Raw genomic sequence first — 15,181 nt, 5'->3', positions numbered from 1 at the left:
ACAAAATGTTGGGGGATCGCGTGACAATGCCCACCAGAAAACGTATAAGTTACCAAAATAATATAGGTACTGACTGAATGTCCGAAGACGCACAGGCACCCCAGGAATACGGCGCGGATTCCATCAAGGTTCTCAAAGGTTTAGAAGCGGTTCGCAAGCGCCCCGGGATGTATATCGGCGACACCGATGATGGCTCGGGTCTGCACCATATGGTGTATGAGGTCGTGGACAACGGAATTGATGAGGCTTTGGCCGGCCATGCGGACCATGTGACCGTCAAAATCCACGCGGATTCCAGTGTTTCGGTCAGCGATAACGGGCGCGGAATCCCGGTCGATATTCACCCGGAAGAGGGTGTTTCGGCGGCCGAGGTCATCATGACCCAACTGCACGCGGGCGGGAAGTTCGACAGCAACTCATACAAAGTTTCGGGCGGTCTGCACGGCGTGGGTGTTTCGGTGGTGAATGCCCTGTCCGACTGGTTGGAACTGCGCATCTGGCGCGCAGGCAAAGAGCATGTAGCGCGCTTTGAGGGCGGTGAGACGGCGGAGCATCTGAAAGTCGTGGGCGACTGCGGCGACCGCACCGGGACCGAGGTGCGGTTTCTGGCCTCGACCAACACGTTCTCGAACCTTGAATACTCGTTTGAGACGCTGGAAAAGCGCCTGCGCGAACTGGCCTTCCTGAATTCGGGTGTGCGGATCATTCTGATTGACGAACGCCCCGCCGAGCGGCTGGAAACCGAGCTGTTCTATGAAGGCGGCGTTAAGGAATTCGTCAAATACCTCGACCGGTCGAAAACCCCGGCGATGCCCGAACCGATCTATATCAAGGGCGAGCGCGACGACATTGGCGTCGAAATCGCCATGTGGTGGAACGACAGCTATCACGAGACGGTGCTTCCCTTTACCAACAACATTCCGCAGCGCGATGGCGGTACCCATGTGGCCGGTTTCCGGGGCGCATTGACGCGGACGATCAACAACTATGCGCAGTCCAGCGGGATTGCGAAGAAGGAAAAGGTCAGCTTCACCGGCGATGACGCGCGCGAAGGTCTGACCTGTGTGCTGTCGGTCAAGGTGCCCGATCCCAAGTTCTCGTCTCAGACCAAGGACAAGCTGGTGTCGTCCGAAGTCCGACCGGCGGTCGAAGGTCTGATGAATGAGAAACTGGCCGAGTGGTTTGAAGAAAACCCCAACGAGGCCAAGACCATCGTCGGCAAGATCATCGAGGCCGCCTTGGCGCGCGAAGCCGCCCGCAAGGCCCGCGAACTGACCCGCCGCAAGACCGCGATGGATGTGAACTATCTGGCCGGGAAGCTGAAGGATTGTTCCGAGAAGGACCCCTCGAAGACCGAAGTCTTTCTGGTTGAGGGGGATTCGGCGGGCGGTTCGGCCCAGACGGGCCGAGATCGTCTGACGCAGGCGGTGCTGCCTCTGCGCGGGAAAATCCTGAACGTCGAACGTGCGCGGTTTGACCGGATGCTGTCGTCGCAGGAAATCGGCAATCTGGTGATGGCGCTGGGCACCGGCATTGGCCGTGATGAGTTCAACATCGAAAAGCTGCGCTACCACAAGATCGTTATCATGACCGACGCCGACGTGGACGGTGCGCATATCCGGACGCTGCTGCTGACCTTCTTCTACCGGCAGATGCCGGAACTGATCGAAGGGGGTTATCTCTATATCGCCCAGCCACCACTTTATAAGGTTTCGCGTGGGAAGTCAGAGGTTTACCTGAAAGATCAGGCCGCTCTGGACGATTACCTGATCCATCAGGGCGTTGAAGGCGCGGTGCTGAAGCTGGGCTCAGGCGAGGAGATCATCGGTCAGGACCTGACCCGTGTGGTCGACGAAGCGCGGCAGTTGAAACGCGTGTTGGATGCCTTCCCAACACACTACCCGCGTCACATTCTGGAACAGGCCGCCGTTGCCGGAGCCTTCGTTCCGGGCGCGGTTGATGCCGACTTGCAGGGCGTCGCTGACAAGGTCGCGGCCCGTCTGGACCTGATCGCGCTGGAATACGAACGCGGCTGGCAAGGCCGCATCACGCAGGATCATGGTATCCGCCTTGCCCGCATCCTGCGCGGCGTCGAAGAGGTCCGCACGCTCGACGGCCCCATGCTGCGCTCGGGCGAGGCGCGCAAGACCGGGTCGTTCACGCAAAGCCTGCAAGAGGTCTATAACACCCCCGCCACGCTGGTACGCCGCGATCGGATGCAATCCATCCACGGCCCGCTGGACCTGCTGCGCGCGATTCTGGAAGAGGGCGAAAAGGGCCTATCGCTGCAGCGCTACAAAGGTCTGGGCGAGATGAACCCCGACCAGTTGTGGGAAACCACTCTGGACCCGGATGCGCGCACTCTGCTGCAGGTGCGCGTGGACGACATGGTCGAGGCTGACGATCTGTTCACTAAACTGATGGGCGACGTGGTAGAACCGCGCCGCGAGTTCATCCAGCAGAACGCACTGAGCGTGGAAAACCTGGATTTCTAGCGGTCCTCGCCGCCACGCCGCTTATTTACAGATCGGCAACACCAACGGAGGTTGTTTCGGTAGAGACTGCCTCCATTGGTTTATGACCGGCTGTAAATTGCTTTTGGGCCAGAACTTAGGCGCGCCGATGGCCTGCAGGCAGGCAGCATTCCAGTAAAGCCCGGCGCGGGACAGGGATCGCCCCTTTTTCACCGCTTTTGCCACCGCGTTGATGTCTTTGGATTCCGGATAGATGTACAGCGTTGTCGGGTTCCCCTCGACCAGCGCCAGGATGTCCTTGGACGCGGATTGGGACCAGGTTGTGCAGCCATTGCTGCGGCCGCCGGTGTAGTTCACCAGTCTTCCGTAAGGAACATAGCCTTCGGCATCGGCATGCGGGCTTTGCGGGTTTTTGAAACGGCATTGCCATTTAAGGAAAACGGCGGGGTGGCCGCCGATGGCCCGTTCCCTTGCATTGCTCGTTTCACCCTCGCCATCGAACAGAAGGAAGGTGCGGTAGAACGGTGTGCGTTTGCCCGACTGGTTGTAGTAGCCTTTGAACGAGGTGCGGGTTTCTGCGGTCACGTAGGACCCGCCCGCCGTCAGTTTCGATCCCTCGGCGTTGCTGAAGTTCTTTGCGCATTGCCGCCCGTTCGAGAAATTCGCCCGCTGCAGCTTGCGCCCGTTGCCATAGCCCGAGGACACGGCGCGGAAGACCTTCTGAGATTCACAAATCACATAAAACCGCCGCCCCGGATTGCCTCCGGGCGAGGTGCTGGGGCGGGTCGCATCCTTGGCGAGGTAACAGGGATTTCTGACCGCCCCCTGCCGACGTTTTTCCTGATAAAGTGCCCGCGCCCGTTGCAGAACTACCGGTGCGATCTGGCCTTCGCCGGTTCCCACATGTTTCTGCAGCCAGGCAGGAATGTCGGACGATAGCGCGTGGGCAGTGGTTGACGAGAATGCGACAGCCATAACGGCGGCAAGGCGGAGCGGCTTGGTCAGCAACGGGAAAACTCCTGCTAGAATGTCCTCAGGTCCAAACTAGCACAGATTGTTCGCCTAAAGGCGTCAATCCGGAGATGATGTCCGGGACTGTGGCCGCAAATCCTACGCTGCTTTGCGCGCCTGGGTTCAGAAAATCTCGCAGGCCTGCCCGGCAACCTTGATCACGCGGTCATCGCCAGCCTTGATGCATTGCGCCGGGACCGCACCACCAAGTTCTTTCTTGGGCGAGGTCATCCAGAACGCGCGCTGCCATGGCGTCATGCCGTGCGGCAGGGCCTGCAGCACTTTTTCCATCAGTGGCAGGGGCGTGCCATCTTCGGCGAACTGAAAGGACGGGTAGGCGTCAGTGCCTTGATAAGGCAGGGAAAGTACCTTTCCAGTCCGTTTCCAGATATCGCCGATCCGCGTCAGATGCCACGCGCCACCCTTCCACCGGGCGTGCACGGCGCTGTCATCCAGCAAAGGATAATCCCGCGCAAAATCGTCTTTCTGGGTGTTTCTGACGGCGTCACTGCGCCCGTCGAACTTCGACAAATACATCAAAAAACTCACACTATTCACTCACCACGGCTCAAGCATACTACCGCAAAGCGATTCGTGCCAAAGTGAAACACTTCACACTGTTTCAATGGAATGAGAGGTTTGCGGAGGTTTTTTGTCCACAGGCCGTGAGCCTCGCACCGGGCGCGCGATTCCCGGTATTGTCACGGATCGAGGCAATACTTACCTCAGTCACACCGCGTTCACGGCTCTGCCACGGGCGCATCCTGAGGGTTTGCAACAGATGGGTTACACGAAAACGGCACTGCTGATGGCCGCCATGACCGCCTTGTTCATGGGGCTTGGGTATCTTCTGGCCGGGACCGGCGGCATGGTGCTGGCTCTGGTCGTTGCCGCGGGCATGAACGTGTTCACCTGGTGGAACTCGGATAAAATGGTGCTGCGCATGCATAATGCGCAACCTGTTCCCAGCGGGGATCGGCTGGGCCTGTCGCAGATGGTGCATGATCTGGCGCGCAATGCCGGGATGCCGACGCCCGCAGTCTATCTGCTGGACACCCCGCAGCCGAACGCGTTTGCAACCGGGCGCAATCCGAACAATGCCGCCGTTGCCGTGACCTCGGGCCTGATCCGGACCCTGTCGCGCGAGGAACTGGCGGGTGTTGTGGCCCATGAGCTTGCCCATATCAAGAACCACGACACCGCGATCATGACCGTCACCGCGACCTTCGCGGGTGCGATCACGATGCTGGCGAATTTCGCGCTGTTCTTTGGCGGGCGGCGGGATAGCGGGGTCGGGTTGGTCGGGACCATCGCGCTGATGATCCTGGCCCCGCTGGCTGCTGGGTTGGTGCAGATGGCGATCAGCCGGACACGGGAATACGCCGCCGACCGTTTGGGGGCCGAGATTTGCGGCCAGCCGCTGGCGCTTGCCTCAGCGCTTGAGCGGATCCAGCAGGGCGCGGTTCGGATCGACAATGATGCGGCCGAACGGAACCCGGCGACGGCACATATGTTCATCATCAACCCGCTGCACGCGCATACGCGTGACAAACTGTTTTCGACGCACCCTTCGACGGCGAACCGGATAGCGGCCCTGCGAAACATGGCTGGGCAGAGGGATGCGCCCCGCGCGCCCCAGCCGGAACGAGCTCGGCGCCCCGGGAGCGGGCCTTGGGGGTAAAGCCTGGCTACGTCTCGGGTGAGGCCAGCACTTCGCCCTGATACCCGAACAGGGCGGGTAGCCCGCCGGTATGCAGCAAGACCACCTTTTGACCCGTTGTGATCTGACCCTCGCGGACCAGATCCAGCAACCCGGCAAAGGTTTTGGCCGAATAGACAGGATCGAGGAAAATGCCTTCGGTCCGGGCCATTCTCTCAAGTGCAGACCGCGTTTTTGGACCCAACCGGCCGTACCCCGGAGCCAGCGCGCCGTCCCATATATCGACCCTGTCGGCCACCAGCGCCGGGTCAACTTCCAGCAGGTCCGCCAGCTTTTGCAGGACAACAGACATGCGCGCGCGCTGTTGATCGGCATCGCGGCGCACGCAGATGCCAAACACCCGCGCCTTGGAACCTGATGACGCAACCCCGGTCAGAAGCCCGCCATGGGTCGCGCCGCTGCCCGATGGCACAACGACCGCGTCAAAATCCTGCATCTGCGCGCAGAGCTCCTGCCCTGCAGCAACATAGCCAAGCGCGCCCAGCGGCGGATGGTGCAGCCCAAGATGGATGACATAAGGTGTGCGGCCTTGCGCTTTCAACTCATCCGCGCGGGCATGCAGAGCTGCGTCAGCCCCGGCCTCATCTTCCCCGACGGGATAGCTCATATGCTCAGCGCCCAGAATTTTCGCCAGCAGCACGTTGCCCGAGGTGTAGTAGTCCGGCCCCATATTCGGCACCCGTTCCTCAAGCTGCAGAACGGATTTCATGCCCAGGCGCGCCGCCGCCGCTGCAGCAGACCGAACGTAATTCGACTGCACCGCGCCTGTGATCAGGATCGTATCGGCCCCCTGCGCCAGCGCATCGCCAAAATAGAACTCAAGCTGCCGGGTCTTGTTGCCCCCGAACCCAAGCCCGGTCAGATCGTCACGCTTGAGCCAGAGGTCGATCCCCAGTTCGTCGGACAGGCGCTCCAACCGGTCCAGCGGGGTTGGGCCGGACATCAGGTGCGCCCTTGGAAATTGTGCCAACAGATCGGTTTGTGTCATCATGCGTCCACCCGGTTCACGCCATCCCATAGGCGCGTTGAAACAGAACATAGCAGGCAATCACCGAGATCACCCGGATTGCTGTCTTGATCGCGGCTTGCGGCAGATAGGGCCGGGCCATGCGCCCGCCCAGGCTGCCCAGCACCGTGATCCCCGCAAAGGCCCAAAGCTGCGGACCAAGCGGGATTGACTGCCAGTCTGACAGGCTGTGCAGCAGAAAGGCGATGCCATAGGCCACCAGCGCGATGGGTTGCACCAGCCGCGCAACGTCACGGGCCGGGCGGCCCTTGGCCATCAGCCCGAACACCATCAGCGGCCCCGGCGTCGCGGCCCAGACCGTGGCCAGCCCAGACAACCCCGAAACGGTGGCAAACCCGGTTGTGCCGATCGCCGTCCGCGCCGGGATCAGCGTGGTCAGCACGCCGATCAGCAGAAGGGCCCCGGTCAGGGCCAGCACGAAAGGTTCGCTCAGCCATGGATAGATGGCCAGCCCGAGGATCACGCCCACAAGGCATCCGAGGATTGCGGTGGATATGGTCTTTTGCTCCGCGCCGACAATGCGCCAGTCAGTGGCGACGGCTGACACAATGGTGTTGAGCAACAACAGCGCAGGCACGGCCGTCGCCGTGCCCAGCAGGATCATCATCGGCGGTCCCGCGACGATGCTGAAGCCGATGCCGATCCCGACCTGCAGCATAGCGCCGAGGCAGATGGCGATCATCAGGATGGCGAGTTCTGCGGGCACCAATAATCCTCGTTGGCGGCTGGTAACGGGCGTGGTTTAGCCTGTTTCGGCAACGCCCGAAACCACCCTTCACCCCCAGGGCATGATCCCGGAATAGGGCGCACGCGTGGTTACCGTATGCGCCATCTGCGCAAGGGTTGTCAGGTCGAAGACCGGCAGCTCCAACACCTGCTGAATTTGCGCGGCATAAGGCGGCAAATCGGTGCATTCCAGAACGATGGACCGTATCTCGGGTGCGTCGCGTTTCAGGTCTCGGGCGGCTTGCAAAACCTCAGCCTCGATCAGGTCGGTGTCTATTCGAGTGCGGGTGTTGCGCAGGATGACCTCGGCAAACTCCTGCGTGGCTTCCAGCCCTTTCACGGCCACCGGAATGCCCGCCGCGCCCACGCCCTCGAAATGGCGTGGGGTCAGGGCCGAAGCGTTCGCTGTGAGAACCCCAACCGGCGCGCTTGCCCCGGTCATGTGATAGGCCAGCGGCACCTGAATCAGGCTCGACGCGAAGACGGGCACGGAAACTTCGGCGGCCAGTTCCTTTTGAAACAGGGCCAGAAAGCCGCAACTGCCGGTGATGGCGCGCACGCCCTCGGCCTCGAGCCGCTGCGCGCCCTTGATGAACGGGTCCAGCAGATCGGGGCTCGGGTTGTTCAGCAATGTCGGAACGGTGATACCGTCGATCATTTCGTAGAGCACGGGGAAGGGCAGGCTTGAGGGATTCTTGATATGCCCCGGCGGTTTCGGGAAATAGCTTTCAAGGCACAGAACCCCAATGGATGCCCCGCAGATATTCTGCCCGCCTTGGTAAATCGGCATAAGTTCAGGTCCTTTCGGTGATCGTGTACGGCCCCTCAGAACCGGGCCAGAGAATAGGGGCTCAAGTCGACGTTCAGACGGCGCTCGGACACTAGATCGGCCACAAGCTCGCCGGTTTTCGGGGCCATCATCAGCCCGTAATGCGAATGTCCGAAGGCGGTGAAAAGCCCAGGTTTTCCGTCGATTTGGTCGATTGCGGGCAGGCTGTCGGGAAAGGACGGGCGTCGCCCCATCCAGAACCGCGTCTGACTGCTATCCAGATCGGGTATCATCGCCTTTGCCTGATCGGTCAGGATCGCCTGTTTGCAAGGGTCGGCGGGAGCATTGATGCTGCCAAACTCGGCGGTGCCCGCGACCCGCAGACCATCCCGCATCGAGCTTGCGACCACTTTCGCATCCACATCCATCACCGAGTTGTTCAGACAGACCGACGGGGTTGGGAACTCAACATGATATCCCCGTTCGGCCACAAGCGGCACCGGCAACCCCAGCGGTTTCAGAAGGTCGGCGGACCAGACACCGGCGGCCAGAACAACTGTGTTGGCATGCAGGGTCTCGGCAGGAGTTAGCAGATGCCAGCCTCCACCGTCGGCGCTTGTCAGCCCCTTGATCTCGGTCTTTAAGATCTCGGCTCCTTGCTTCCGGGCCTTCTCGGCCAGAACCGCGCCGACCCGTCCGGGCGATGTGATCCGCGCTTGCCCTTTGATTACAACGGCGGCCTTGTAGTCCCGGCTCAGCGCAGGTTCAATGCGGCGAAGCTCGTCGCCGTCAACACGCTCCAACTCGCTGCCTTTTTCGGTGCGGATCAGGTAATCCAGACCCTCAAGATTGGCCTGTTCGGGGCGGCGGTAGGCGTGAATGTAGTTGCTATCGACAATCAGGTTTTCATGGCGGGTACCCTGCAGATGCATGCGATAAAGCTCGATAGACGGGCGGCACAGCAACTCCATCGCGTCGGCGGTTGCGCGCACGGTCTTTTCGCCGGAATTCGCAAGAAACCGCATGCCCCATGGGATCATTCTGGGCCAAAACGACATCCGGACCGACAAGGCGCTTTTGGGGTCCAGCAGCATATGGGGCAGCTTCTTCCAAATGCCGGGCGTGGACTGAGGGATGATCGACCAGGGCGACACCACGCCTGCGTTGCCAAAGGAAGTCTCCTGACCCGGTTCACCCCGGTCGATCAGACGAACCCGGACACCCCGATCCTGCAGCGACAGGGCGCAGCAGATGCCAACGATCCCGGCCCCGATGATTGTAACCTGCTCGGTCATTGGATCAGGCCGGAGAGTGGCTGCGGCTGCGCGCGATCAGTTGCGTCACGATCACTGGCGACGCCACGGCCAGCGCGATCAGGTCAGCGGTCAGGGATGGCGCGACAAAGATCACCCCGGCGATCGCCATCAATATGCGCGACACCACGTTCAGGGGTTGCAGCCAATAGCCCACCACAGCCGCAGACAGGGCGATCACCCCGGCGATACAACTGGATGCGGTATAGGTGAATTCCCACAGGTTGAAGCCGGTCGAGGACACGAACAGCAGAACCGGGGCATAGACAAATGCCATCGGTGCGATGACCTTTCCAAGCCCGAGGGTGAAGGCCGACAGACCGGTTCGGAACGGGTTCGAATTGGCAATCGCCGCCGCCGCATAGGCCGAGGTGCAGACCGGTGGCGTAATCTCGGACACCACGCCGTAATACAGCACGAACAAGTGGCTTGCGATCGGCGGCACCCCCAGTTGCGCCAGCGCGGGCTGCGCGACCGAGACCAGCATGATGTAAAGCGCCGTCGTTGGGATGCCCGCGCCCATCAGGATGCAGACCACCGCGATAAAGACCAGCGAGATGAACAATTGCAAGTCTTCCATGGCAAACAGCTGGAAGCTGCCGAACGAGATCATGTTGTACAGATCCGACGCCAGATTGCCCGCGCCCTGCGTCACCATGAACCCGATACGGAAGCCGATGCCGGTGGTGTTGATCACACCGACCACGATGCCCACGGCCGCCGCCGCCGCGCCAACGGCCAGCGAGTATTTAACGCCCAACTCGACCGCCTGCAGCATCTCGGGCACTTCGATGCGTTTTTGCGGGTTGAGCGTGGCGACGACGGATAGCGCACACAGGGTTGCGGTCATGGTCAGATCGAAGCCGCCATCCGAGAATTTCCACAGCACAAAGGCCAGAAACGCCGCCGCATAGATCAGGGTCGGCGGTTGTTTGATGCGCGACATGCCCGCGATCACCGCCAGAGAGATGCCGCAAAAGGCCGACATGAACGGCGTGTAGCCGGAAAAAAGCACCACCAGCAGGCCGATCAGGGGGACGATATTGGCCCAGCCCTCGGCCCAGACCGCTTTCAGTTGCGGCAGCTGCTCTTTCGCCAGACCCTGCAGGTTCAGCTTGCGCGCCATCAGGTGCACAACGGCGAAGACGCCGACATAATGCAGAACCGCAGGGAAGATCGCGGCGATCACGATGGTGGTGTAGGGCACCTCGAGGAATTCAGCCATGATGAAGGCTGCGGCCCCCATGATCGGCGGGGTGATTTGGCCACCCGCGGAAGACGCGGCCTCGACCCCGCCTGCGAAATGGCCGGGATAGCCCAGTCGCTTCATGTTCGGAATGGTCAGCGCCCCGGTCGAGACGGTGTTGGCGACCGAAGAGCCCGAGATGGTTCCGAAAAAGGCCGAGGATACGACGGACACTTTCGCAGGCCCGCCGGTGTAACGCCCGGCCAGAATAGTTGCGTTGTCAATGAACAATTGCCCCAAACCGGTGCGCTGGGCGATCACGCCGAACAGCACAAAGTGGAACACGATGGTCGACACCACCCAAAGCGTGACGCCATAGATGCCTTCCTGCGGGAAATACATCGACGAGACGAAGGTTTTGAAATTTACGCCCGGGTGCTGCAGCAGACCGGGGAAATAGGGGCCCAGCAAGGCATAGGACATGAACACACAGATGATCAGCGGCAGCACCCATCCCAGCGTGCGGCGCGCGATATCCAGCACCAGCAGGATGATGACGACGCCCAGAGCTACGTCATAGGTATTGGGATTACCCATGCGGAAGGTCTGTTCCTCGATCCCCAGAAAAGGGATGCCGCGCCAGGCAACGCCGACGTAAAGCGCAGCGATAATGCCAAGCGCCATGAACACCAGATCGTAAAGTGGGATATTCCCGATCCGAAACCGGCTGACCTTGAGCGCATAGAGGTTTTTGGACCCCACGATCGGGATCGTCGCGTAGACCAGAATGAACAGCAGGGCCAGATAGATGCCCATATGCCAGTGATCGGCGGGCAGGCCGAAACCCGCCGTGAAAAACTCGTAGAACGCAAAGATCAGGGCCACGACCCGCAGGACCTTGCCCGCCGTCGGCGTGACCTGCCGGACGGCGGCGCCTTCGTCGAACTGTTCCTCGATGGCGGCCAGCTCCTCGGCCGTCAGTTCGTGGTCATCAAGTTTCTGGGTCTCGGACATGATGGCCCCCTGAGATCGCGCGTTTGGAGAATCCGGTGCCCTGAAAAGGGCACCGGATGGTTGTGTTCAGCAGGTTCGGGTTACTGCAGCAGACCGGCTTCTTTGTAGAACTTCTCGGCCCCCGGATGCAGCGGCACGCCCAGGGCCTGAACCCCGTCCAGCGCCGTGTCGGGTGTGATCTGCTTGCCCTTGGCGTGGCCATTGTCCAGAAGCTTGCGGGTGTTGTCGTTCCACAAGGCTTTGGTCATCTGGTAGACCAGATCGTCCGACAGGTCCGAGGACACCACCAGCATTGCGCTGACCGCAGGTGTCTTGGTCTCAGAGTCGATGCCTTCATACACACCACCCGGAATGGTCGATGGGATATAAGCCGGAATGATCTCATTGATCTTGGCCATATCTTCGTCCGTGAAGGAATGCAGGTTCATCCCCTTGGTCGAGGACAGTTGCACCATCGCGGCTACGGGCCAGCCAGCGGCGTAGAAATAGGCGTCAAGCTGACCATCCGCCAGACGCTCGGCGCTTTGGCTGTTGTTCAGTTCGGCCTCATCCATGTTGTCGCGATTGACACCCCAGGCATCCAGCATCTGCAGCACGGCCACTTGCGTACCAGACCCCGCCTGTGCGATGCCCACGCGCTTGCCTTCCAGATCGCTCAGGTCAGTGATCGTCTCACCCGCCGGAAGCACCAGATGCAGGTCTTCAGGGAACAGGTTGGCGACAATGCGCAGCTTTGGATGGGGTTTGCCGTCGAATTTACCCTCGCCCAGATACATCGAGCGGGTGACGTCAGCCGCAGCAAGCCCGGCTTCCAATTCGCCGTTTTGGACGGCGGCGTTGTTGAAGACCGAGGCGGTCGTGGACTGCGCAATCGCGATCAGACCGGGCACGCCACATTGGCCGCCCTCTTCACAGGGGCGCGATCCCGGAGGGGCCGAGATACCGTTGGCGATGGTCCCGCCGATCGGAAAATAAGTACCGCCCGCGCCGCCGGTGCCGATGCGGAAAAAGGTCGGGTCCTGTGCCAGCGCCGGCGCAGCAAGCGCGCCAGCCAGGGCCAGACCGGTCAGACATTTCACTAGATTCATTACAGTCTCCCAAATTTGGATTCGGTTTTTCCGAATTTCAATCCTGTCAGCCTAGACGCAATTTTCATAAATTCAAATTTGTTATATTTCACAAAACTAATTTTTCGCTTATGTATCCGGCATGAACCTGACGCAGCTCACCGTTTTTCGCGAGGTGATGGAGACGGGCTCCATCTCTCAGACCGCCAGAAAACTGAACCGCACCCAACCCGCGATCAGCCTGGCACTGAAGAATCTTGAGAAAAGCCTTGGCCTGACCCTGTTCGAACGCCGTGGGCGCAGGTTGGTTCCAGTGCCCGAGGCGCATTACCTGTTAGCCGAAACCACCGGCATTCTCGAACGGCTGTCAACTATCTCCAGCACGATGGAAGGGTTGATCAAGGGAATCTCCGGCAGCCTGAACATCGCGACGATGCCGGGCCCCTCGGCCTTTCTGTTTCCGCGTTTCATCAGCGGATCGGTTGGCGAAAATCCCGAGGTCCGTATCACCTTGTCGACGCGCAGTTCACCGCAGATCATGGAGCTTGCGGGCAGTCAGAACATCGATTTCGGATTTGCCGATTTCGAACATCCCACCGGCAAGGAACCTCAGTTTTCCGCCGAGATCATCAGTGCGGATTGCTTTTGCGCCATCGGTCGGGACCATGAATTGGCATCCCGCGCGTTCATCACGGTCGCTGATCTGGACGGGGTCCCGATGGGCGGTCTACATGCTACCCATCCATTCCAACGCAAGGTCCGGCAGGAATTCCAGAACGCCCCGGCGACGTATAACCCCACCGTCACCTGCCAGTATTTCCTGCCGCTGATCCCGTTCATCAGTTCCGGTCAGTGCTGTTCCATCGTCGATCCGCTAACCGTCGCGACCGAGAGCGAGATGAACTTGTCCGATGGCAAAATCCTGTTCGTGCCGTTTGAGGCCCCCCTGCGCTATGAATATGCAATCCTGACGCCCACGCATCGACCGCCGTCCCAGTTGTCGCTGAGAATTCAGGCAGGCTGGAAGGCCGAGGTCTTGCTGAAGCTGAACGAGGTGAAAGCCAATCCCCGGACCGAGGCTTAGGGTCGCGCGATCAGGTTTCGACCAGATCGTAATGCCGGATGATGCGCGACTCGACCAGTTCCGCTTCGGCCGGATCGATATGCGGCGTCGTGTAATCCTGGCCCACAAAGGCTTTCAGGGCCTCAAGATCGCGCCAGACCATGACAAAACTGAACTCGCGCGGGGTCTCCCGCCGGGCCGCGCCGGGCAGGACCGAGACAATCCCGTCCGTCTGGGTCATCAAGGGAATTGCCGTTTCGTGAAAGAATTTCGCAAATTCGGCTTCCTTGCCGGGGCGGGTGACGACCTGAAAAATCCGCATAATCATACCGATACCTCCCAAGTTGGGGTTTCCTGGCGTATGCGATGCCTCGGTCGTTTCGAGAACCTGTACCACATCAGGGCCCGGTTGTCGCCCAAGAGCGCGGGGTCAAAGGATGGGGAGCGGCCCCCGCGTCTTGGTTTGACGCAGAACAAAATTGCTGCGCGTGTCTCGCACCAGCCCGGATTTCAGCAGGCGCTGCATGATGAACATCTCAAGATCTTCCGGCGTTTTGGCATAGACCTTGAGGATAAAGTCGTGATCCCCGGTAATCGAGGCGCATTCGACAATCTGCGGCTCGGTTTCAACCAGCCGCAGGAAGTCGGAGATGCTGTCCTCCTTATGGTCCCGCAGCGCGACATGCACATAGGCAATGGCGTTCAACCCCACAGCCTTGGCCGCCACCTGCGCGCGGTAGCCCGAGACAACGCCCGAGGCCTCAAGATCGCGCACCCGCCGCCAGCATTGTGAGGCCGACAGGCCGGTTTTTTCGGCCAGTTCCTGCATGGACAGGCGGCCACTGATCTGCAATTCGCGCAGGATCGAAATATCGGCAGGTTGAAGCATATATTTCGCTTTTTTGATGAAACCTAAATGAATTCGTCAAAATATATCAGGTTTCCCCAGAATCAAAACAAATTCCACCGCATCCGAACAGCTATCCTGTTGGAAAGCAGGAGGAGACCTATGCCCAAATCGACCAAATACGTTGCCAAAGTGGCCGATGCGCGGGGACACATCGATTATACCGCCGATGAAGACAGCGTTTGGGCCGATCTCTACGCCGCGCAGGAAGACAATGTGCAGCGCTACATGGCGCGGGAATACACCGACGGACTGGCGCGGCTGGACTTGCCGAAGACCAAGGTGCCGTCTTGCGCCGATATCTCCGAGCGTCTGCTGGACCTGACCGGCTGGCGCGTGCAGCCGGTGCCCGCGCTGATCGGGTTCAAGACCTTCTTTGGCATGCTGGCGGATCGGGTGTTTCCGGCGGCGTCGTTCATCCGCTCGCGCGAGGATTTCGACTACATCGAAGAGCCCGATATCTTTCACGAGATTTTCGGGCACACGCCGCTGTTGAGCGATCCGCGATTTGCCGCGTTCAGCCATGCCATCGGGCAGGCGGGTGTTCAGGCGGATGCGGGGGATTATGCCTGGCTGATCCGGCTGTACTGGTTCTCGATCGAATTCGGGCTGCGCCGTCAGGATGGTCAGATCAAGGCGCTGGGCTCCGGGTTGGCCTCCTCCCCGACCGAGCTTGTCTATGCTGTCACCAGTGACATTCCCGACCGGGACCCGTTCGATATCCTGACCATTCTGCGCACGCCTTACCGGATCGACATGCATCAGATGGGGTATTTCGTCCTCGACGACCCCGAAGACCTGTTTGCCGCTGCCGAACGCGACCTGCTTGCGGATGTGCGACAAGCCCGCGCGATGGGGTTGTTGCCCAACAAGTTTCCCGAGAAAGCCACCGCCGCCGAATAAC

The 15,181-nt window shown here is 60.4% G+C and carries 14 protein-coding genes; 4 read left to right on the top strand and 10 right to left on the bottom strand.

Annotation, left to right across the window (positions count from 1 at the left end; all coding sequences use genetic code 11):
• Window positions 1–77: 77 nt before the first annotated feature.
• Window positions 78–2,495: a DNA topoisomerase (ATP-hydrolyzing) subunit B gene (gene gyrB, locus ACR0JN_RS20060; protein WP_480888268.1), complete on the top strand. Its 2,418-nt coding sequence runs from the start codon at window positions 78–80 to the stop codon at window positions 2,493–2,495.
• A gap of 21 nt (window positions 2,496–2,516) precedes the next feature.
• Here the strand turns inward: gyrB and ACR0JN_RS20055 are convergent, their stop codons facing one another.
• Window positions 2,517–3,482, bottom strand: coding sequence for a hypothetical protein (locus ACR0JN_RS20055; RefSeq protein ID WP_480888267.1), 966 nt, complete (start codon window positions 3,480–3,482; stop codon window positions 2,517–2,519).
• A gap of 126 nt (window positions 3,483–3,608) precedes the next feature.
• A complete protein-coding gene (locus ACR0JN_RS20050; protein ID WP_480888266.1) occupies window positions 3,609–4,022 on the bottom strand; it encodes a hypothetical protein in 414 nt (137 codons plus the stop codon).
• Window positions 4,023–4,266: 244 nt separating this feature from the next.
• Between ACR0JN_RS20050 and htpX the strand changes: the two genes are divergently transcribed.
• Window positions 4,267–5,166: a zinc metalloprotease HtpX gene (htpX, locus tag ACR0JN_RS20045; RefSeq protein ID WP_480888265.1), complete on the top strand. Its 900-nt coding sequence runs from the start codon at window positions 4,267–4,269 to the stop codon at window positions 5,164–5,166.
• 7 nt (window positions 5,167–5,173) lie between these two features.
• Here htpX and ACR0JN_RS20040 read toward each other — a convergent pair whose 3' ends face one another.
• The 6 genes from ACR0JN_RS20040 to ACR0JN_RS20015 all read right to left on the bottom strand — a co-directional run bounded on the left by ACR0JN_RS20040 (window position 5,174) and on the right by ACR0JN_RS20015 (window position 12,328).
• A complete protein-coding gene (locus ACR0JN_RS20040) occupies window positions 5,174–6,148 on the bottom strand; it encodes a D-cysteine desulfhydrase family protein (protein WP_480888264.1) in 975 nt (324 codons plus the stop codon).
• A gap of 61 nt (window positions 6,149–6,209) precedes the next feature.
• Window positions 6,210–6,938, bottom strand: coding sequence for a hypothetical protein (locus ACR0JN_RS20035; protein ID WP_480888263.1), 729 nt, complete (start codon window positions 6,936–6,938; stop codon window positions 6,210–6,212).
• A 69-nt stretch (window positions 6,939–7,007) separates the two neighbouring features.
• Entirely contained in the window at window positions 7,008–7,748 is a 741-nt protein-coding gene (locus ACR0JN_RS20030) for an aspartate/glutamate racemase family protein (RefSeq protein ID WP_480888262.1), read from the bottom strand.
• A 35-nt stretch (window positions 7,749–7,783) separates the two neighbouring features.
• Window positions 7,784–9,022, bottom strand: a complete 1,239-nt coding sequence (locus ACR0JN_RS20025; RefSeq protein WP_480888260.1) for an NAD(P)/FAD-dependent oxidoreductase — start codon at window positions 9,020–9,022, stop codon at window positions 7,784–7,786.
• Window positions 9,023–9,026: 4 nt separating this feature from the next.
• Complete coding sequence (locus ACR0JN_RS20020) at window positions 9,027–11,240, bottom strand: TRAP transporter permease (protein ID WP_480888259.1); 2,214 nt, start codon at window positions 11,238–11,240, stop codon at window positions 9,027–9,029.
• Between the two features lie 80 nt (window positions 11,241–11,320).
• Entirely contained in the window at window positions 11,321–12,328 is a 1,008-nt protein-coding gene (locus tag ACR0JN_RS20015; protein WP_480888258.1) for a TAXI family TRAP transporter solute-binding subunit, read from the bottom strand.
• A gap of 121 nt (window positions 12,329–12,449) precedes the next feature.
• Between ACR0JN_RS20015 and ACR0JN_RS20010 the strand changes: the two genes are divergently transcribed.
• Window positions 12,450–13,391, top strand: coding sequence for a LysR family transcriptional regulator (locus ACR0JN_RS20010; protein ID WP_480888257.1), 942 nt, complete (start codon window positions 12,450–12,452; stop codon window positions 13,389–13,391).
• A 10-nt stretch (window positions 13,392–13,401) separates the two neighbouring features.
• Here ACR0JN_RS20010 and ACR0JN_RS20005 read toward each other — a convergent pair whose 3' ends face one another.
• Window positions 13,402–13,698 (bottom strand): putative quinol monooxygenase, encoded by a 297-nt coding sequence (locus ACR0JN_RS20005; RefSeq protein WP_480888256.1) that lies wholly within the window; start codon window positions 13,696–13,698, stop codon window positions 13,402–13,404.
• Between the two features lie 102 nt (window positions 13,699–13,800).
• Entirely contained in the window at window positions 13,801–14,259 is a 459-nt protein-coding gene (locus ACR0JN_RS20000; protein ID WP_480888255.1) for an Lrp/AsnC family transcriptional regulator, read from the bottom strand.
• Between the two features lie 120 nt (window positions 14,260–14,379).
• Here ACR0JN_RS20000 and ACR0JN_RS19995 point away from each other — a divergent pair, with 120 nt between their 5' ends.
• Window positions 14,380–15,180: a phenylalanine 4-monooxygenase gene (locus ACR0JN_RS19995; RefSeq protein WP_480888254.1), complete on the top strand. Its 801-nt coding sequence runs from the start codon at window positions 14,380–14,382 to the stop codon at window positions 15,178–15,180.
• The last annotated feature ends 1 nt before the right edge of the window (window position 15,181 follow it).

The sequence above is a fragment of the Ruegeria sp. G12 genome, from assembly GCF_056533565.1.
This window is presented reverse-complemented; position numbering and strand designations above follow the sequence as displayed.

Bases quoted from the DNA above. Each gene is read 5' to 3' on its own strand.
- ACR0JN_RS20000 (WP_480888255.1), bottom strand. From the start codon at position 14,259: ATGCTTCAACCTGCCGATATTTCGATCCTGCGCGAATTGCAGATCAGT.
- ACR0JN_RS20020 (WP_480888259.1), bottom strand. From the start codon at position 11,240: ATGTCCGAGACCCAGAAACTTGATGACCACGAACTGACGGCCGAGGAG.
- ACR0JN_RS20005 (WP_480888256.1), bottom strand. From the start codon at position 13,698: ATGATTATGCGGATTTTTCAGGTCGTCACCCGCCCCGGCAAGGAAGCC.
- ACR0JN_RS19995 (WP_480888254.1), top strand. From the start codon at position 14,380: ATGCCCAAATCGACCAAATACGTTGCCAAAGTGGCCGATGCGCGGGGA.
- htpX (WP_480888265.1), top strand. From the start codon at position 4,267: ATGGGTTACACGAAAACGGCACTGCTGATGGCCGCCATGACCGCCTTG.
- ACR0JN_RS20015 (WP_480888258.1), bottom strand. From the start codon at position 12,328: ATGAATCTAGTGAAATGTCTGACCGGTCTGGCCCTGGCTGGCGCGCTT.
- ACR0JN_RS20010 (WP_480888257.1), top strand. From the start codon at position 12,450: ATGAACCTGACGCAGCTCACCGTTTTTCGCGAGGTGATGGAGACGGGC.
- ACR0JN_RS20025 (WP_480888260.1), bottom strand. From the start codon at position 9,022: ATGACCGAGCAGGTTACAATCATCGGGGCCGGGATCGTTGGCATCTGC.
- ACR0JN_RS20040 (WP_480888264.1), bottom strand. From the start codon at position 6,148: ATGTCCGGCCCAACCCCGCTGGACCGGTTGGAGCGCCTGTCCGACGAA.
- ACR0JN_RS20050 (WP_480888266.1), bottom strand. From the start codon at position 4,022: ATGTATTTGTCGAAGTTCGACGGGCGCAGTGACGCCGTCAGAAACACC.
- ACR0JN_RS20030 (WP_480888262.1), bottom strand. From the start codon at position 7,748: ATGCCGATTTACCAAGGCGGGCAGAATATCTGCGGGGCATCCATTGGG.
- gyrB (WP_480888268.1), top strand. From the start codon at position 78: ATGTCCGAAGACGCACAGGCACCCCAGGAATACGGCGCGGATTCCATC.